The organism is Marinobacter sp. S0848L, from assembly GCF_023016065.1.
In the GTDB taxonomy this organism is placed as follows: domain Bacteria; phylum Pseudomonadota; class Gammaproteobacteria; order Pseudomonadales; family Oleiphilaceae; genus Marinobacter.
In genome coordinates this window covers 159523-179557 of the sequence record NZ_JALKAQ010000001.1, presented here as the reverse complement: position 1 = coordinate 179557, position 20035 = coordinate 159523, and the positions used below count along the sequence as shown (strand labels likewise).

The 20035-nt window shown below is 56.0% G+C and carries 13 protein-coding genes; 8 read left to right on the top strand and 5 right to left on the bottom strand.

Features of this window, described 5'->3' with window-relative positions:
- Positions 1-3 precede the first annotated feature (3 nt).
- From MWU64_RS00855 to MWU64_RS00845, 3 genes are all read right to left on the bottom strand, one after another.
- On the bottom strand, positions 4-783 hold the full coding sequence (locus MWU64_RS00855) for a transporter substrate-binding domain-containing protein (protein ID WP_247059367.1): 780 nt from the start codon (positions 781-783) through the stop codon (positions 4-6).
- A gap of 223 nt (positions 784-1006) precedes the next feature.
- Positions 1007-1711 (bottom strand): PspA/IM30 family protein, encoded by a 705-nt coding sequence (locus tag MWU64_RS00850; RefSeq protein WP_247059365.1) that lies wholly within the window; start codon positions 1709-1711, stop codon positions 1007-1009.
- 4 nt (positions 1712-1715) lie between these two features.
- The gene (locus tag MWU64_RS00845) at positions 1716-1985 is read right to left on the bottom strand and encodes a YiaA/YiaB family inner membrane protein (protein WP_058092198.1); all 270 of its coding nucleotides are present in this window, start codon (positions 1983-1985) and stop codon (positions 1716-1718) included.
- Positions 1986-2139: 154 nt separating this feature from the next.
- Between MWU64_RS00845 and MWU64_RS00840 the strand changes: the two genes are divergently transcribed.
- A complete protein-coding gene (locus tag MWU64_RS00840) occupies positions 2140-2907 on the top strand; it encodes a helix-turn-helix transcriptional regulator (protein ID WP_247059362.1) in 768 nt (255 codons plus the stop codon).
- Here the strand turns inward: MWU64_RS00840 and MWU64_RS00835 are convergent.
- Positions 2904-7430 (bottom strand): DUF2272 domain-containing protein, encoded by a 4527-nt coding sequence (locus tag MWU64_RS00835; RefSeq protein ID WP_247059340.1) that lies wholly within the window; start codon positions 7428-7430, stop codon positions 2904-2906. The two genes, MWU64_RS00840 and MWU64_RS00835, sit on opposite strands and share 4 nt — an antisense overlap.
- 343 nt (positions 7431-7773) lie before the next feature.
- Positions 7774-8712 carry a sensor domain-containing diguanylate cyclase gene (locus MWU64_RS00830; protein ID WP_072678517.1) on the bottom strand — a complete coding sequence of 313 codons (939 nt, stop codon included), beginning with the start codon at positions 8710-8712 and terminating at the stop codon, positions 7774-7776.
- Positions 8713-9854: 1142 nt separating this feature from the next.
- Here MWU64_RS00830 and MWU64_RS00825 point away from each other — a divergent pair.
- The 7 genes from MWU64_RS00825 to rbbA all read left to right on the top strand — a co-directional run bounded on the left by MWU64_RS00825 (position 9855) and on the right by rbbA (position 20034).
- On the top strand, positions 9855-10853 hold the full coding sequence (locus MWU64_RS00825; protein ID WP_247059338.1) for a lipid A deacylase LpxR family protein: 999 nt from the start codon (positions 9855-9857) through the stop codon (positions 10851-10853).
- 663 nt (positions 10854-11516) lie between these two features.
- Positions 11517-12965 carry a YfcC family protein gene (locus tag MWU64_RS00820; protein ID WP_206856358.1) on the top strand — a complete coding sequence of 483 codons (1449 nt, stop codon included), beginning with the start codon at positions 11517-11519 and terminating at the stop codon, positions 12963-12965.
- 24 nt (positions 12966-12989) lie between these two features.
- Positions 12990-14219: an arginine deiminase gene (locus MWU64_RS00815; protein WP_247059334.1), complete on the top strand. Its 1230-nt coding sequence runs from the start codon at positions 12990-12992 to the stop codon at positions 14217-14219.
- An 18-nt stretch (positions 14220-14237) separates the two neighbouring features.
- The gene (locus MWU64_RS00810) at positions 14238-15239 is read left to right on the top strand and encodes an ornithine carbamoyltransferase (RefSeq protein WP_247059333.1); all 1002 of its coding nucleotides are present in this window, start codon (positions 14238-14240) and stop codon (positions 15237-15239) included.
- A gap of 1 nt (position 15240) precedes the next feature.
- Positions 15241-16149: a carbamate kinase gene (arcC, locus tag MWU64_RS00805; protein ID WP_247059332.1), complete on the top strand. Its 909-nt coding sequence runs from the start codon at positions 15241-15243 to the stop codon at positions 16147-16149.
- A 158-nt stretch (positions 16150-16307) separates the two neighbouring features.
- Positions 16308-17309, top strand: a complete 1002-nt coding sequence (locus tag MWU64_RS00800; RefSeq protein ID WP_247059331.1) for an HlyD family efflux transporter periplasmic adaptor subunit — start codon at positions 16308-16310, stop codon at positions 17307-17309.
- A complete protein-coding gene (gene rbbA / locus MWU64_RS00795; protein WP_247059330.1) occupies positions 17302-20034 on the top strand; it encodes a ribosome-associated ATPase/putative transporter RbbA in 2733 nt (910 codons plus the stop codon). Before MWU64_RS00800 ends, rbbA begins: the two co-directional genes overlap by 8 nt.
- The last annotated feature ends 1 nt before the right edge of the window (position 20035 follow it).

Below are 20035 nucleotides of genomic sequence, written 5' to 3'. Positions count from 1 at the left end.
GGGTTATTGCCCTTGTCGCGGCTGCAGGCTGTACTGGGGATTCTTGAAGTAATGGTCATACCGGCCGCTGTCGCGGAACGCCTGCAGTCTATCGTTGAAACGTTCTGCCAGTTGCACGGTGTCTGGTCGTGTTTTTGGAAACAACACGAAACTTTCGTTCTCGAGAAGAGGGCGGGGGTGCTGGGTAATGCGGCTGGCTTCCTCCGGGTCAAGTTCACGACGCAAAATGTGATAGCCCACGTTGATCTCTTCGGGGAACGCATCGATGCGGTCGAACAGGAGCCTGCGGAAATTCAGCACGGTACTGGCGACCCATTCAATGCTAAGCAGATCATCCTCTATCGCTTGGTCGAAAGCCGAACCGTAACTGTAGCCAATGCTGCCACCGAGTCTGAGGTCAGACAGGTCTTCCACCGAAGACCAACTGACCGGCTGGTCTTTCAGGTGAAAAACCACGAAGCGTTCTTTGAGGACCGGGTCGCTGAAGGTGAATTCCTGCTCACGTTCCTCCGCATGCATCCATACCGCCGTGGCATCGTGTTTGCCCATTGCGGCTTCATAGTAAGCTCGCTTCCAGGGGAGGAAGTGGTAGGAGACCGTAAAGCCTTCCTCGGCAAACACATCTCGCAGCAATTGGGCGACAATCCCCTGATCGGGTGCCTCCTGATCAAAATACGGCGGCCAGTCACCAACCGCTATGCTCAGGTGTTGTGTATCATCTGCGGTGACTGTCTCAATCCATGTAAACAGCGATACCAGCAGCATGGTCAGGTATCGTTTCATTTCCAGGCTCCGGGAGTTGCCCACGAATAAGCCATTGGCCGGGAAGCAGGCGATTATCTATGAAAATAGCAGCCTTCTTCGGGGTTTCCCAGTTTTAATCCGTGCGTTCTGCGAAGGGTCTTCTGGCGTGCAAAGTAGTGGCCTCGAGTCTCTCTTGGGGGGCAGCTATAAGCAGAGGTAATAGACTCTTGCTTATAGCTGCTCCCAGCTTGCGTGATGTTCGCTATTTGCTGCGGTCTGCGGATGACCGCGAACGAATCCTGGCAAGAACCTGTTCGCCACTGCTCTTTCCGTTGCTGATGCCGGCGGCTTTCAGTTTCGAGTCCAGGGTTTCGTCCTCCTGTTCCCGGTCCAGCTCTGTCAACGCCGCCTCGATATCCTCCGCTTCGGCCTGTCTTGCCTGAATGCGGGAAACGGATTGATTGAGGTCTTCCATATGACTGCTCAGCCCCCGGGCGTGCCCGCGGAGTTGGCGGTTAATCTGCTCTGCGTGGCGGTTGGCCCTGGCCAGCCGGAGTTCACTGTGGAAATGCTTGAGCGCCCGGCCAGAGTCCCGCAGCTGTTTGCGCAACCGGTTTTCCTGCTGCTGCAGCTTGTCGTGCTGCTGTTGCTGGCGCTCAAGAAGTGGCTCATCTTCGGCGATCAGGTTGGCCAATTCCAGCGCCAGCTCTTCCTCATTCTTCTCCAGCGCTTCGGTTACCTGATGCTCCCGTTTGTCGATGGTGGCCCTCAGGTGTTCGTTGTCCCTGGCCAGCCGGGTTTTTTCCGCCATCAGGCAGGCGAGTTCCCGCTTGGAGCGGGCGATGGCCTGTTCTGCATCGCGCAGCTCCTGTTCGAATATCCGGATACCGTTGGCATCCACCAGTTTTGCTACCGGCTCCTGGGCCGATGCCCGGAACAGGGTGTCCAGTTTGCGCCAGATGCTCATGGTGTTACTCCCCGTATTCTTTCAGCAGTTGATGGGTGCGTGCCTCGGATATGCGGTTGACGATGCGCTGGTGCTCGTGTTCGTCGCGGATGGTTTTTGAAAGCGTGATGGTGGTGCTAACCAGAAACAGGGCGCTGATGGCCATGTAGCCTTTGAGCACCAGATCCACCGGTGCCAACACCACGCCGGCGGCGGCCGCAAAAAGCGCGATAGCAAAGGAAACCTTCACAAAGAATACCCACCCGGCGGAATTGCTTTTGAGTTCGCTGTCCATGATTGACTCCTGATGACGTTGTTGTTGGAACGGCTCCACTGTGCGTGAACCAGGGAGGGTGGGCGAGGTTTTCTATAAAGGTAGTGCTGTCCTATACATCGGGTATCGTATATTGATACGTTTGGCTGAATGGCTGGTAAGAAAGGGGGCGGTTATGGCGCAAACCAGCGCGATTGTCGGTGAATTGAAACGTCAGCTCAGGGCACACGGGCTGACCTACCAGGATGTGGCACAGGCGCTGGCGTTGTCAGAAGCCAGTGTGAAACGGTTATTTTCAGATCGTCAGTTCTCCTTGAAGCGCCTGGACCAGGTATGTGGGCTGATGGGGATGGAGATCACCGATCTGGTTCGCAAGCTGGCCCCCGAGCCCAGGGTTGAACAACTGAGCGAAGAACAGGAACGGGAGCTGGTGTCTGACCTGCGTCTGTTGCTGGTGGCGGTGTGCACCATGAACCGTTGGCAGTTTGGCGAGATACTCCAGAATTATCGGATAGAGGAGCCGGAGTTAATCCGCTATCTGGCACGGCTTGATCGCATGGGACTGGTGGAGTTGTTGCCCGGTAACCGAATCAAATTACTGGTCAGCCACGACTTCGCCTGGCAACCCCGGGGGCCAATCCAGCGTTTTTTTGAAACGGAAGTTCAGCAGGATTTCCTGAAATGTCGATTCCACCAGCCGGGTGAGATGCGGCTTTTTGTAAGCGGTATGCTGTCGCCCCAATCGAACGAATCCGTGCAACAGAAACTGAAACGCCTGGCCCTTGAGTTTCGTCATTGCCATGAGGAAGACCTGGCCCTGCCATTAGAACAGCGTTTCGGAGTCAGCTTGCTGATGGCCATGCGGTCGTGGGAGATTGACGCCTTCGCAAGCCTCCGGCGGCCAGAGGCGAGGAAGGCGTATCCCGGTGTTACACGGAATTAGACACTGACTCCTCCCTCATCGGCGGCTGCGTCGAGCAGTTGCTGCGTTGTCGGGTGGACAATCCGGATGAACGCAAATGGAGGGCAGTCTTCGATTACCTCGTTATTGCGATCGACGCATGCGTCTACCCGGCCATTTGCATTGAGGCGCCAACGTCGGCGGCCAACGGTGTGAGCTACGCCAGACAGATCACGGGTGTTGCCACCAAGGGTTTCGATGTAATCGGTCCCGTCATCAGAGAAACGCCGGACGACTACATCGGTGTGGGAATGCCCGGTTGGCGTTCCTTTGATGGCGTATTCGCCGCTGGCTTTCTTTTCGATGAACTGGCTCTCCAGCCCGGCCAATGTGAGATTGGCGCAAGGGGTCTCGTTCCAGGGCTTGCAGAGGATGTCGCCGACCTGAGGTGACAGGTCTTCTGCTTTGTAAAGCCAGAACGGCCTGTCCAGATCCCGGTTCTTTCGGTTCACCAGTGCCTCAACAATGTAGGTCATGTGCCGGATGCTGGGACTGAACCCATGGCTGGGCGTTACCCCGGCGTTCTTGACGACGTAGGAAATAAACGCGGCACTCCAGGCGGCTTCATTGTCTCGCGAGTCCTCCGCGAACTGATCCACGGCCCACTGGCCAATGGCTCCGAAGTAATCCTGGAGCTTCGCCAATTCAGTACCTTCTTGCTTCTTGGTTCCGTCGTCGTTGGTCCAGGCGGTTTCCTCCGCTTCCGCGTTGGCAACGATGTCCCGTTTCCAGGCGGTGCCGCGGTTATAGCGCTCAATAATCTTTTGGTTCGCCAGAGACCGTTCGAGGGCTTCAACGTCAGCATCTGGCCGGAACGATGCGAGCTGCAAACCCTTGCCCACACTCACCGTGCGAATGCCGCCAGCGTCTTGCTCGGTGACAGACACATCCCGATCTTTACCGAATTGCTCAACGATGGATTTGGCGCGGTCAGAGACGCCATCGGCGGCTTTCTGCCCCATTTGCTCTGCCTGTTTGCGCAAGGCCGCTTCGCCATCCTGTTTTGACATGGATCCCTTTTCAACGGCGCGGTCTATGGCGGCGCGTTTCTTGTCAAAGTTTGCGCCTGCATCCTTTTCTGCCTGTAGTTCCGCCAGTCGGGTCTGTAATGCAAAGCCGCCGAACTGACCGGCCAGGTTGGCCGCCGAATTCAGCGCACCCAAAGCGTTCTTCTGGGTGCCCTCAAGGCCAGCCATGTCGCGGAAGGCGTTGCTGTTTGCCACGGCTCCCAGAATGTCGCCAAAGCCCTGAGGGGCTGGTGCGGCAGGTGCATTCTGCAGGTTAATGATGGAATCTGGCATGTTGGTGGGGGTCATGTCTTGCGGTTGGCTACGGCGAGAATCAAAGAAGTTGCCGGGGAAGTCGGCCAGGGCCGGGTCTTCATCTTTCAGCACCCAGTCGGTTGAGCCTTCATGCTCTTCACAGGCGTTGCATTCGTCCATGATGGCCTGCGCGTAAAGGCCATCGGTGGGCAGGCTGATTCGCATGGGCATGGCCGGCGCGCCTTCACCCTTGTAATAGCGGAAGGCATCTTCATAGCTTTCATGGCCGTTGATGCCCAGGAACGCGCCAGCGGCTACCTTGAACACCAGTGTGTTGCCCATGATGGCAATGGGTTCACGTTCAACCACGGAGGCGATCGAGCGACCGTCGCTGGGGGATATGGCGAAGCCGTCCAGGAGCATGTACAGCTCGTCCCTGTCCATGGTCCACCAGATCACCTTATGGTAGTAGTGCAGGTTGTCGTTAATGTGTTCCAGTAACTTGCGGTTCGCTTTCTCGGCTTCCAGCCGCATATTTTGCTCTTCCCAGTTAGACGGCCGGAAAGACAGCGTGGCGCTCTCGCTCGGGGCCGGGCGATCGGTTTCGTTGTCATCCCAGGCGGGAGGGGAGATCAGGTCATCCGTACCCCGTGGTGAGCTGATACGCCGCTCGTAATGGCTGGTGTGAAAATGAATGTTCGCACTGGTCACATTTGCCACGGAACCTTTGGGTAGGTGCTCGGTGGCGGAAAGAATCAGCTTGGCGATATCCTCCCGTTTGTTCCCGGCCAGGGCCTCCGATGGCACGTTGAAATCAACTCGCACCGTGCGGTTGAACCGGTATTCGCCCACCAGGGTGAAATCGGTGCCTTCGAGTTCGCCGTTCTGGCTGTCCAGGCGCAGTCGGTCAACCCATCGCCGTGCCATCGCCGGTGCGATTTCCCGCTGAAAATAGGCATCCCGCTGGGAGGCAGAGAAGCCACGGATGCGGGCCACAATCTGGCCTACCGGTATGGGAAGGATGTTGGCGTAGGCCTGCCACACCCGCGTGGTGATTTTCTCGCCGACGGCACCTTCTGCGCTTAGCTGGTCGTCGATCTGATCCGATACCACCTCGTCTCGCGGGCGCTCAATGCCCAGTTTGATGTAAATGGTTCCTGTCAGGCTTTCCAGGGGTTGGGCCTTGCGGGGGCCGGCTGGAACATCGGATCCCTGCCAATGGTTCTGGATGTCCTCGGTGTATTTCAGTGCCCAGCGCAGGTCGCGTTTTTGCAGGTAACGCTCGAACACATCGCGCCAGCGAATCACACGGGAAAAGGTAAAGGGCCGAATCGCGAAGGGCACAAACAGGCATTCGCGCACGCCGGCGAGCACAGTGTCTACGCGGATATGTCGAAGAATCTCATGGTAGATGACGGTCAGGGAGTGGCAGTAGTTGGGGTTGCGAACCACCTCGGAAACGCCTTCAATCGATTCGTCCTGGCTGACTTCGTTCACCACTGTGGATTCGTATTGGCGCAACGAGTCACCGAACTGGCGGATGGCGTCTCTCAGGCTTTGTTCCTCTGCTGCCGACACGCTGCGGCCACCCTGTTGCCAGCTGCTGGAACTGGCCCGGCCATGGGCAGCACCACCACCAATCACCACCGGGCCGAGCGCAAATCCGATGCCACCTGCCACACCGGTGGTTTTGGAACTGCTGCCGCCCTTGCTCCATTCGTTCAGGTTGGAGCGAACGGCGTTGTGGTAATCCCGGTCGCTGAACGTGCTTTGGGCAACCTCTTCCGCAAACTGGCTGGTCTCGCGCCGGATGCTCGCTTCGCGGCGTCGCCAATCCAGTTTCACAATCCGGCGGGTTTGCCGTGGTGCCAGGGTAAGGGTATGCGCCACATCGCCCAGGGAATAGCCGTTGGATCGCCACTGCACTCGCCATTCCATGATGTGGCCACCCGCCACGGAAAGAGCCTGATATTTGGTGGTGTCGCCGTCCCAGTCGATGGGGTTTCGGGCGCTCACAGGTTGCCGCTTGTTCAGCCAGGGGAGTTTGGGCAGTGGCAGGAAATCAATGGCTTTAATGGGCGGCATGAATACGCCGGGGTTTTTGGGCAGGAAACGCTGCAGACTGGCAGTGTCAATGGCGAACCTGGTCCGGGTAACGCTGGCGGCCTCACTGTCCGGTTGTTCGCTGGCCACCATGGCGGTGGACATCATTCGGAACTCATTGGCATCCCTGGGGGCGATCAGTCCCCGGTAATCCGGTTTGGTGTTAGAGGTGGATTCGATCTCAGGCTGCTCCACCCGGAAGACGGTCTGGAAACGGCGTTCGCCCAGAATGCGGGCCGGGTTGCTGAAAGGCCGACAAAATGAGCCGGGGTCGTCGCTGAACAGGTCCGGATCGTTCAGCAGGCTGTCTTCGTCCATGTTCAGGGGCGGATGACCATTATTGCAGCACGAACCCTTACCGTGCTCCTGGCCATCGCTCACCGGATCTTGCCAGGGCAGCATAATGCGGAGGTCCCGCAAAGGGGTATAAACGGAGCCGTCGGACTGGTAACCGACAATCAACTTTGGCCCGTTCAACACCCAGATCCAGCCATTGGCTTCGGTGCCGACGTTGAAGGGACGCTTTATATGAAAACTGCCATCGAATTTGAGATCTGCGCCTGTCAGTGACAATGCCCCGAGATGGCCAGCCGTGTGGGTATCCAGAGCTACTTCGGCTGAACGGGCGTTGGTGCCGTTGTCAGCGTTTTGTGCCAGCAGACTGGAAATCGCCTGATATTTTGCCTCGGTATCGATCAGATCGACACTCAGTGAATAGTCATCGAACCTGCGGTCGACCTGGCCAAGCGTGACAAAACGGCCGGATCGTTCCAGCACCGGTTGCTGCTCCGGGTTGTTGCGCTCAAGGGCATGCTTCAGGGACTCTGCAGGAATGACGAGGGTGACGGGCTCCCCCTTCTTGCCGGGCCCGGTATCAATCTCGCCCAGGTCTGCCAGCTCCTGGCCCTGTCGGCTTTCCAGTCGCGCGTGGATGGGCTTGCTCAGGAGGACGGGTTCGAGTTTGCTTTCTGCACTGGCATGGCGATCGAGTCTGATAATGTCGCTGGCAGGATGACTATCATTCTGCTTGTCTTCGGTCTGGATCGAGATCTCGTAGCTGACACGGACCTGAAGCGATTCAGCGTCTGCGCTGTTGATGGCCTTTTCGGGTTCAATCCTTAACCACAGTTGATTGGGCATGATGTGTCCTTTCGGTTGATTGTGCATCCTGGTGGGCCCCCTGTCGGGCGGGCGATGCAGACAATACAACCGGTGCCGCTGGACGTTTCCCTGCGGCAAGACAACCTTGTCGTTCAGTTCCTCAGCATACGGCCAGATATCGAAGCAAGGCGACCGTGGATGCATGGCTTTCCGTACAAACAAACAACCAGATTACAGCTGCTGGTTGACGACTTCAGTGGCAAGTGTTGTGTTGGACTTGGAATTTGTAAACGTTAAACCGGGATTTTTTTGTAACGATTCCCTGTCGGAAAATACGTTGTGTCGTCATGGCTTACATGACTTTTTCGGTGGAGTGGTGGATTCAGGCTGCCACGATGCGGTTCCTGCCTTGGTGTTTCGCCTCGTACAGGCGCTGATCCACAAGCTCCAGAAAGTCAGTGAGTGAATCATTTCTCGCTGGAGTGATTGTGCCGACGCCGATGCTTAGCGTGACCAGCTGGCTTGCGCTATTGTTCCCATGGGCAATCTGTTCTCGCAGGAGATGTTGGTGGCACCGCTCGGCAACTTTCAGTGCTGCCGCAGGATTGGTTTCCGGCAGAACGATGACAAACTCCTCGCCACCAAAACGGGCAACAAAGTCCTTAGAACGCGTTGCAGCACCCATGAGCACTTTGGCTATACGTTTAAGGCACTCATCCCCTTGCAAGTGACCATGAAGATCGTTGTATTGCTTGAAGTTATCGATATCCAAAAGCAGCACCGAGAGAGGTTGATGATTTCTCAGGGCACTATGCCAGGCCTCGTCCATGAATGAATCAAACATTCGGCGATTCGCTACGCCGGTGAGGCCGTCCTGGAATGAATATTCCTCGAGCTTTTTTTGCAAGGCCACGACTTTTTCTTCGGTTTTCTTGCGCTCGCTGATGTCGAACATGAAACCGATCAACGCTTCGACCTCTCCATTCTCATCGCGGGAAACATGCACCACATCCCGAATCCAGACGTAGTGACCATCTTTGTGCAGTGCCCGATAGTCAGCTTCGTGATCGATGCCGGACTTGGATTGAGCGACACAGAAATCCACGACCCAGCCCTGGTCATCCGGGTGCATGCGGGTGGCCCAATCTTCCACGCTCTGCCAGCTTTCCGGTGTCCAGCCCAGTAGCGCCTCGATCTGGGGGCCGATATAGGCGAACTTCATGGTTTTCCAGTCGATCTTCCAGGGTATGGCCCTGGTAGACTCCAGCAGGGTTTTGTAGACCGAGCTGTCGGTGGCCAGTTCTTCAGGTTTGTTTTTCAAGACCGTACCTCCAGGCTAGGCTACTCTGGGTGGAGTCTTCGGTGGATGGATTCGAGAGCATGGGATATGTCGCAGTATAGGGCATTGGCGTCTGGAGGGAAGCTACTCTTCGGTGGATAAATTATACCCCGTTCATTTTGCGGCCATATTGCTTGAACCCCCGGTTCTACTGGGCTCAGGCCGGCTATCCTTGCGCTACGCACAAAGTTATCCACAGATTCTGTGCGTAACCTTGGGTGATGCATGACGAAGCCGCTTGGGGTAGGCTGCCTGCATGTCTATCACCCGGCGTTGTCGCCGCATAAACGGAAAGCGTTAATGAAGTTCCCCATTGTTACGGTTGCCATGGTGTCTGTTGCCCTCGTCTACGTTTTCTGGGGCCAGACCCAGGAATCCTCTGAGAGGATTCGAACCTCTGACCTCTGCCTCCGGAGGGCGCCGATTGGGGTCGGTTTGGAGTGAGGTCGGTGGGTCTAAATCGTTGTTCGTCAGTAACTTGCAGGCTGGACGGAAGTTCAAAAAAGTTCTGTTAACACCGCTAGTTACACGTTTTATCCCAAGTTTGGGCACGCATTTGTCAGGTTGGAGATGGCTCTACCTGGACAGAATGACCACTGCCCCAGCTGCTTAATTTCTGGCTTTACAGTTTACTATGCGAACTTCAAGCTCAAAAAAAGTGTCTGGTTTTGATTGTCCAGAATCGGACAGCAGTCCAGCGGGAAGTCCGAGAGCCCGCCTGTAGAAAGCTATATGTTGCGCGAGAGTATCACCCATCGGCACTCGTTAACAGTCAAGGCTTGGCCGCACCAGAGTTTATCGCGAATAACGGGGGATGATTCGGCTAATCACAGAGCTGACACTCGGGGAGATTGGAATAAAGTGTAGTAATTCAGACTACCGACAGCTAAAGAGCCGGTATCTGTCGGTCGATTGACTACGCTGGACTTTTCCAAGTAATCGGGTGTTCTTATCTCAGTCCGGCGGCACGTTAATCCGGAGGAGCTGACCGCGTCGATGGGAGGAACTCGAAAAACGGAGGAAAGCCACTTAGTCTGCACATCTGGATTGAGTGGCCGTTGTAACAGGTCTGACCCGACATTAGGCCTGCTCATTACTTTTAGTTTCAACCGGAGAGACTGGATTTGAGTCGTCGCTGCAAATGTGCTTTCCTGCTGTCTTTCGCTATGAGTGTTTTCCCAACCAGCCTGAAGGCAGAGGTTGTTAACCTGTCCTGGGATAACGACCTGCTTACCGGAACCGATCGTGGCTATACAAACGGGGTACGCTTGTCGTATCTGACGGACACCGCTGACGAGAACGATGGAAAGTCGGCAAGATTTGCCCGGATTCTGCGTGATGAGCTGCGCTTTCTGCCAGGTATTGGAACTGCTGATTCAAAGCAGGCGGTAAGCCTGAGTTTGCGGCAATTCATGGTTACGCCTGAAGATATTACGGTTGAAGGTCCGCAGTTCGACGACATTCCCTATGCCGGCCACCTGTCGCTCAGCGGCACTCTCTGGAGCTGGAACGCCGATACGATTACCGGCTTTGGTGCTCACATTGGCGTTATTGGGCCCGAAAGCGGTGCCGAGTCGGTTCAGAAATGGGTGCACAAAGCCACGGGAAGCGACAAGCCGCAAGGGTGGGGGAATCAGCTTGGAACCGATGTGGTGGGTGGCATACAGGCTGCGCATGGCCGAAAACTCCTGCAACTCGGGCAGGGCGGCAACATTGAACAGCGTGTGTCGGTGGTTGGATCCGGACTACTGTCGAGTTTTCGGACCTCCGTTAAAACCGGGTTGGTCTGGCAGCTTGGCAGACACCTTCCTATAAATTTTGTGCCGGACTACGCTGGTACATCCTCAACCATCGCTTTGCCGGGCTCGTTCAAGGATTCAGGCAGTAGCTGGTCAGTATATGTGGGGCTGGGGCTGGAGTATGTAGGCTATTCCTACATCGATGACAATGCCGGGGCTTACCGTTTCGACGAAGGGCCGCTGATTGGTCGGCTTGGTCTGGGCGCTACCTGGCAGTGGGATCACCTGCTGGCCGCGGTCACATTGCGTGCCTCGACCAGCGAAGACGAGCGCCATAAAGACAACTTCAGCTTTGGAACACTGTCAGTTTCTTGGGCAATATAGAAAGGTCGGTTTTGACCGTTGCTTACGGGATGTGGTGGCGCTTGTTCCCGCTGTTAAACAAAAGCGAACATTCGCCTCGCATTCAATCCGAGCCAGTTTCTCTGGCTCAAGCCTGAAACTTCATCCTTTTTGGAGCTAAGGAATGGGCTCAAAACAGAGTTCCTGTGAGGGCCTTGGGTCGGCAAAGATGCCTGTAGAATTTATGGGCGTAATGAGGGATACCTGAATTACGCAAAATGTTTGCACAGTGCTGCGCACTTTTCACAAGCCAAACTTGTTACTCCTTGTTTTAGAAAAGACCTTTTTAGCCTCCTGGATTTAACTTGCAGAAATGTGCACAGATAAGCTGCGCGCAAACTTTTGATAGCGCCCGGGTTCGCAGAATATTGGAAAGGCAGCTAGTATTCCTCTGAAATGGATTGAGAATTCGCCCTATGAGGCAGGTCTATATTGAAAGAGCCGACCGGCTTTAGTGCAAATTCGTCAAAAAATGTCCTATCTCAACTCTGTAAGTGCCTTATTTCGGTAACGTGTCTACGATTACTATGATGTCGTAGGCATGCCGACCTAGATAATTGACTCATTGCCAATGGGGATGTGTCCGTCTATTTGGGTCCCCGGGGAGCAAGTCTACACAATGCGAATAAGGACAGGAGACGCATCGTGACTGAAGACAAGAAGCTGTCAGAAAATCCCGAGCATGACCTTGCTTCGAGATTCCCCACTGCATACACCATTCTTTTTGGCCTGATCGTTCTTGTAGCTGCGCTAACCTGGATTATCCCGGCCGGGCAATATGAGCGTGTCATGAATGAAGAGGTTGGGCGTGAAGTTGCCGTGCCCGGGACCTATCAAACCATGGACCCGAATCCTCAAGGCTTCGTCGATGTCATGCTGGCGCCGACAGCGGGCTTCTATGATCCCGACAGCTATGTCGCCAACGCCATCGATGTTGCTCTCTTTGTTCTGTTCCTGGGCGGCTTTCTCGGCGTGATGAATGCGACGGGGGCCATAGATACTGGGATTCGCAGCGCGATGCGGCATTTGAAAGGCCACGAAATCTGGATGATACCCATCCTGATGACATTGTTCGCCATCGGGGGCACGACCTATGGCATGGCTGAGGAGACCCTCGCGTTTTACTCCATTCTTATCCCGGTGATGATCGCCGCCGGCTACGATGTTGTAACCGGCATAGCCATTATTCTTATTGGCGCCGGAATTGGCGTGTTGGGCTCGACCATAAACCCGTTTGCTACCGTAATTGCGGCTAACGCTGCGAACATTCCGTTTACCGACGGCATCGTGCTCCGGTTCGTGCTCTTGGTGGGAGGGTTGGTTATCTGCGCTGCGTATGTGATGCGCTATGCCCACCGGGTCAAGCAGGATCCATCGCGGTCGGTTGTCGCCAAGCAGTGGGGGGCGCATCGTAAGTTGTTCCTGAAAGGTCATGATGAAGGATTTGAGGATGCAACTCTCAATGCCACTCAGATCATCGTATTGGTCATCTTCGCCATGACGTTCGCCGTCATGATCTGGGGCGTATCCTCCCAGGGCTGGTGGATGGCGCGCATGGGTGCTCTGTTCTTTGGCGCTGCCATTGTCATCGGCATTGTTGCCCGTCTGGGCGAGAAAAAGCTCACAGCCAGTTTTGTTGATGGTGCCCGGGATCTGTTGGGTGTTGCACTGGTGGTCGGGCTGGCCCGTGGCATCGTGGTGATCATGGATCAGGGCATGATCGCCGACACGATTCTTCACAGCGCGGAGACGTCACTGGGCGGGCTGCCCGAGCTTGCGTTCATCAACTTGATGTTCTGGATTGAAGTGGGTATGAGCTTCTTTGTGCCGTCGTCGTCTGGCCTCGCGGTGTTGTCGATGCCGATACTTGCGCCACTGGGCGATTTTGCGAACGTTGGCCGTGATCTGGTGGTTACCGCCTATCAATCCGCCAATGGCTTGGTAAACCTGATTAACCCGACCTTTGCCGTGGTGGTTGGTGGTCTGGCGATCGGACGGGTGTCCTATGATCGGTGGATCGCTTTTATCTGGCCATTGTTGCTGATCCTGACTGTGTTCATAAGTCTGATTATCAGCATCGGTACTCTTATCTGATTCCCTGGTAAAAAGGAGATTGCCATGTCTGAACTGACACTGGGTGTTCACTCGGAAACCGGCACGCTACGGCAGGTTATTGTCTGCCGCCCGGGCCTTGCGCACCGGCGCCTGACGCCCTCCAACTGCGATGCGCTGTTGTTTGATGACGTGTTCTGGGTCAAGCAGGCCCAGAAAGACCACGACGTGTTTTCCGGCCTCATGCGCGCCAAGGGCGTTGAAGTGCTGGACGTCAACGAATTGCTGGCTGAGACGCTGGATATTGGGAAGGCGCGCAAATGGATATTGGATCATCGCATTACCTGGAACGAAATCGGTGTCGGGATGGTCTCGGATCTACGTGCCTGGATGGACGAACTGCCGGGGACCAGGCTGGCAGAGTTTCTTATTGGAGGCCTTGAAGTAGCCGATCTGCCTTTTGATCCGGTTGGCCTGTTTGGCAACCATCTCGGTCATTACGGCTTCGTGTTGCCGCCACTGCCAAACTTACTGTTCACCCGCGATAACAGCGCCTGGATCTATGGTGGCGTCACCCTGAACCCCATGTACTGGCCGGCGCGGAAGCCTGAAACCCTGCTTATGGCCGGCATCTACAAATTCCACCCCAAATTCGCCGGCAAAGTCAATGTGCACTGGGGCGACCCGCTGAAAGATCACGGTCTTGCTTCTCTGGAGGGTGGGGATGTCATGCCGGTGGGTAATGGTGCCGTGCTGGTGGGCATGGGCGAACGCTCGTCCCCTCAAGCCATCGGTCAGCTGGCCAAGTTGCTCTTTGCAAGTGGCACAGCCGAGCGGGTGGTTGCCTGCCAGATACCCAAATCCCGTTCAGCCATGCATCTGGATACCGTCTTTACATTCTGTGGCGGCAATGTGGTCACGACGTTCAAGGAAGTGGCCGATGAAATGGTCTGTTATGACCTGCGCCCCGGAGAGGGCAAGAAACATCTCGCTTTTCGTCAGGATCCACGTCCATTGTTCGAAGTAGTTGCGGACGTACTGGGTTACAAGCAACTGGAGATCGTTCCCACTGGCGGTAATGACCCGGCGGAGCGAGAGCGTGAGCAGTGGAATGATGGCAACAACGTCCTGGCGCTTAGCCCGGGAGTCGTTATTGGCTATGATCGCAACGACGATACCAACGCCGCACTGGAAGCGGCAGGCATCGAAGTGTTGGCAATACCGGGAGCAGAACTCGGGCGTGGCCGTGGTGGCGGCCGCTGTATGAGCTGTCCAACGATGCGTGATCCCGTTTAACCGGAAAGGACAACCGTTATGGCATTCAATCTCAAGAACCGACACTTCCTTACCCTGAGGGATTTTAGCCCCAGGGAAATCGCCTTTTTACTGAAGCTGTCTGCGGATCTGAAAACCGCCAAGTATGCTGGCACCGAAGTGCCCAAGCTCGAGGGCAAGGACATTGCACTGATCTTCGAGAAGAACTCCACGCGCACCCGGGTCGGGTTTGAAGTTGCTGCCTTCGACCAGGGGGCGCGGGTAACCTACCTGGGGCCGACCGGTACTCACATCGGCCACAAGGAATCGGTGAAGGATACGGCGCGGGTCCTTGGTCGGGTCTACGATGCCATCGAGTACCGGGGGTTCGGGCAGTCCGTCGTGGAAGAGCTGGCCCAGTATGCCGGCGTGCCGGTCTACAACGGACTCACCAACGAATTTCACCCTACCCAGATACTGGCGGACTTCCTGACCATGCAGGAGCATGTGGAAAAGCCGCTGCGGGATGTGGCCTACGTGTTTATCGGCGATGCCGCCAACAATATGGGCGACAGCCTGCTGATCGGTGGCGCCAAGATGGGTATGGACGTGCGCTTGTGCGCACCAAAAGCCTGCTGGCCTGGACAGGCCGTTCAGGAGGAGGCCCATGCGTTGGCGGCTGAAACCGGAGCCCGAATCACCATCACGGAGGATGTTGACGCCGCGGTTGCCGGCGTCGATTTCGTGTATACCGATGTCTGGGTCTCGATGGGTGAGTCGAAAGAAAAGTGGGCCGAGCGTATCAAACTGCTGATGCCTTACCAGGTCAATGCCTCGTTGATGGCGAAAACCGGCAATCCCAGGGTGCGGTTCATGCATTGTCTGCCGGCCTTCCACAACACCGAGACTGTGGTGGGGAAGGAGATTCAGGAGACCTATGGCATTAACGCCATGGAGGTGACTGAAGAGGTCTTCGAAAGCTCCGCTTCGATTGTTTTCGACCAGGCCGAGAACCGCATGCACACCATCAAGGCCGTCCTCGTGGCGACCCTGGGAGGCTGACATGCTGGTAGTGGCAGCGTTGGGTGGTAACGCCCTCCTTAAGCGCGGGGAGCCGCTCACTGCGGAGGTCCAGCGCAACAATGTGCAGATTGCGGCACGATCGCTGGCAGCGGTTGTCCGGGCCGGCCACGATCTTGTGGTCACCCATGGTAATGGGCCACAGGTGGGGTTGCTGGCTTTACAGGGCGCCTCCTATAAACCGGATGAGGCCTACCCGCTGGATGTCCTGGGTGCGGAAACCGAGGGCATGATCGGTTATATGATCGAGCAGGAACTGGAAAATGCCCTCGGGCATGACCGGCCGGTAGCGACGCTGCTGACGCAAGTCGTAGTCGACCCCAAGGACCCTGCGTTCGAGAAACCGACCAAGTTTGTGGGGCCGGTCTATGACCGAGAAGAGGCCGAGCGCCGGGCAGCCGGTGCGGGTTGGAGTATTGCGCCGGACGGTGACAAGTGGCGCCGGGTGGTGCCTTCTCCGAAGCCCCTGGAAATACCGGACATGCGCGTACTGAAATTACTGCTCGATCAGGGCGTGGTCGTGGTGTGTGCCGGGGGGGGTGGAATACCCGTTCTGCGCAGGGACGACGGCAGCATGGTCGGCATTGAGGCGGTCATCGACAAGGACGCCGCCAGTGCACTGCTGGCCAGGCAACTGAGCGCGGACGCGTTGCTCCTTTTAACGGATGTTGATGCGGTCTACCGGGATTTCGGTACCGACCAGTCGATGGTGCTTTCGGAACTCACAGTGTCGGAGGCGCGGGCACTGGATATGCCGGCCGGGTCCATGGGGCCGAAACTGCACGCCGCCTGCGATTTTGCCCAGGCGGGCGGGATCAGCGGCATTGGGCGGTTGCAGGATGCGGTGGCCATACTGGAAGGATCGGCGGGCACTCGCGTGTCGGACGGGTAACGGGCGTGTTGAAACGCATCCTTTTGGTCGTTTTCTTCTAGCTTTCGATAGAATGCTGTTCATGAAGGGGTTAGGCTGATTGGAGGAGGTGTCACGACTCTTTATGCAGTTTATTACCAGACCCCGTATCCTGAAATCTGTATACCTAGGGAAGACTCATGCCTGATTCAAAAGCCCACTTCGGCCTAAAAGGCCTTATAGCGTTGTGTGTTGTGGTAATCATTCTGGCCGCTATTGTCTGGCGGGTCATGACCGACGAGGCCCCTCTGTCCGAGCATATTGCCTCGGGTAATGGTCGTATCGAAGCCACGGAAATCGACATCGCCACCCGTCTCGCCGGTCGACTGGAAAGCTTCTCCGTTGCGGAAGGCGACTTGATCGAGGCTGGCCACCCAGTAGCGGAGATGGATACCGATGAACTGGAAGCCAAGTTGGCTGCCGCCGAGGCCAACCTGAACCAAGCGCGCGAAAATAAACGCCTAGCAGAGGCTGTTGTAAACCAACGGGAAAGCGAGCTGCGCCTGGCGCGGGCAGAGTTGGCTCGCTTCGAGAGCCTGATGGAAAAAGGCCATGTTTCCCGCGAACAGTTTGATCAGGCACAAACCAAGGCTGAAACAGCTGCGGCTGCTTTGCAGGCAGCCAGAGTTCAGGTTGCTTCGGCCGGTGCGGGTATTGACGCCGCGCAAGCCAGTATTCGTGGGATAAAAACAACAATTGATGACAGTCACCTGGAGAGCCCGGTGGGTGGGCGGGTGCTGTATCGGTTGGCTGAGCCTGGCGAGGTTCTCGCTGCCGGTGGAAAAGTTGCTACAGTGCTGGATGTGACTGATGTCTACATGACCATTTTTCTGCCAACATCGCAGGCAGGCAAAGTCAGGGTTGGAGCGGATGCACGGATTATACTTGATGCCCTGCCAGATTATGTGATCCCGGCGGAAGTTAGCTTTGTTGCCGCAGAAGCCCAGTTTACGCCGAAATCCGTAGAGACCCGGAGCGAACGTGAGAAGTTGATGTTTCGGGTCCGGATCCGCATCGATGCAGACCTGTTGAAAGCCTACCGCGATCGAGTTAAAGCTGGCGTGCCCGGTGTTGCCTACGTCCTGCTCGACGAAAGTCAGGGTTGGCCAGCTCATTTGCAGGTAACTTTGCCCAATGACTGACACCGTTGCTCGCCTGGAGGGCGTTAGCCACGTTTATGGTGGGCTTCAGGCACTGACTGATATTCATATTGAGATACCTTCCGGTCGCATGATCGGCCTAATAGGACCGGATGGCGCGGGAAAATCCACGCTTTTGGGGCTGATCGCCGGTGCCCGGAAACTGCAAGCCGGGTCATTGGAGGTGCTTGGCGGCGATATGGGGAGTCAGCAGTTTCGCAATCGGCTCGCGCCGCGCATTGCTTACATGCCTCAAGGGTTGGGAGGTAATCTTTACCACGCACTGACTGTTGATGAGAACATTGGCTTTTTTGCTGATCTCTTCGGGCTGACCGGTGATGGGCGAAAACAACAGATCCACCGGCTGCTGGAGGCCACTGGGTTACTCCCTTTCAGGAATCGACCGGCCGGCAAGTTGTCGGGGGGTATGAAACAGAAGCTCGGCCTCTGTTGCGCCCTGATCCATAACCCCGATCTATTGATACTCGACGAACCCACCACCGGTGTCGACCCTTTGTCCCGTGCCCGTTTCTGGGATCTGATTGATAAAATTCGAGCCCAGCAAGCAGGTATGAGCGTCCTGGTAGCCACCGCCTATATGGAAGAAGCGGAACGGTATGACTGGTTGGCTGCTCTGGATGGCGGAGCTATTCTGGCGACTGGCTCGCCCAGGGAGCTGCGTGCGCAGACTAACACTAGAACGCTGGATGAAGCTTTCATCGTTCTGTCGTCAGGAACTGCCGACGAAACCGCCAGAGACAATATAGAGGCCGAAGCTTCCCTGGCAGCGTCCCATACGATGGATACCGTCCCTGCCATCGAGGCAAACCATCTGACCCTGCGGTTTGGCGACTTTACTGCGGTTAAAGACGTCAGTTTCTCGATTTCCAGAGGGGAGATATTTGGCTTCCTTGGCTCCAATGGCTGTGGCAAGACCACGACCATGAAGATGTTGACTGGGCTATTGCCTCCTTCCGAGGGTGACGTTTTACTCTTTGGTAAGCCACTGGATGCCAGGGATCTGAGCACAAGGCAGCGCGTTGGCTATATGTCGCAGGGGTTCTCCCTGTATGGGGAACTGACGGTGAGGCAGAATCTCGAACTGCACGCCCGTTTGTTTCACCTTCCAGTAGACCAGGTCAGTATCCGGGTGGATGAGCTGGCACAGGAGTTCGGGCTGGCCGATGTAATGGATCAGCTGGCGAGTCATCTACCACTGGGGGTTCGCCAGCGGCTTTCATTGGCCGTGGCTGTTGTACATCGACCTGAATTGCTGATCCTCGACGAACCAACTTCAGGTGTTGATCCTGGCGCCCGGAACCAGTTCTGGGCATTGCTTTTCCGCCTGTCCCGTGAGGATGGGGTGACCATATTTATTTCTACCCATTTTATGAACGAGGGTGAGCGGTGTGACCGAATTTCCCTTATGCACGCCGGTGAGGTGCTGGCGTCCGACAAGCCGGATGTACTGATCCGGGAGGCCGGTGAGCAAAACCTTGAGGGGGCATTCATGCGAACCCTTGAGACTGCCACTGGAACCGAGGACATCGGCAGCGGAGCTGTACTCACCGGTGGTCATGGGGACGAGCCGGAACATCGATGGTTCAGTTTCCGGAGATTGTGGGCCTATGGACACCGAGAGGCACGGGAGTTGATCCGGGACCCAATCCGTATGGCGTTTGCCTTTATCGGCTCGGCCCTGCTGATGTTGATACTTGGTTATGGCATTACTCTTGATGTAGAAGATTTGTCTTTTGCGGTATTGGACCAGGATCAGACTCCGCAAAGTCGGGATTACGTCACCGCATTTTCCGGATCGCGGTATTTTATCGAGCGCCCCCCCATCAATGACATGTTGGAATTGGGAAAGAGAATGCAATCTGGAGAGCTGAGTCTCGCGCTCGTGATCCCTCCGGGTTATGGCAAAGATCTGAAGCGAGGACAGGACACCGAAATCGGAGTCTGGATTGACGGTGCCATGCCGTTCCGGGGTGAGACCATTGCCGGTTATGTTGAGGGAATCCACTACAGCTACCTGGCGGACCTGGTATTTCGTACCTATGGAACCGTTCCGACACTAAGCCTCGTCTCGATTGAAGACAGGTATCGGTATAATCAGGATTTCAGGAGCCTGGATGCGATGGTGCCCGCAGTTATCCCCATCCTGCTTATTTTTATTCCTTCCATCCTGATGGCTCTGGGTATCGTTCGGGAAAAAGAGCTGGGGTCGATCACTAACCTATACGTTACCCCGGTAACACGCCTTGAGTTCCTGTTGGGTAAGCAACTCCCGTACATCGCTTTCAGTATGATCAGTTATGTCAGTCTAGTGATGCTGGCGGTTTGGATATTTGAGGTACCACTCAAAGGGGGATTATGGACACTATCGCTCGGAGCCCTGTTGTACGTGGTTGTGACCACTGGGCTTGGGCAGGTTATTTCAGCCTTTGCCTCCACCCAGATTGCTGCATTGGCAGCAACTGCGATTATTACTCTCTTGCCCACCGTCCAGTTCTCCGGTCTGACTGAGCCGGTATCCTCTCAGGAAGGGGTGGGTGCGCTCATTGGTGAGTTCTGGCCCGCAACCTGGTTTCTTCAGGTCAGCCGGGGGGTTTTTACCAAGGGACTATCCTTCATTGACCTTCAGCAGACGTTACTAAGCCTGGCAGCCTTCATCCCGGTGTTAACGTTGATATCGGTCGTTCTGCTCAAGAAACAGGGGCGCTAAC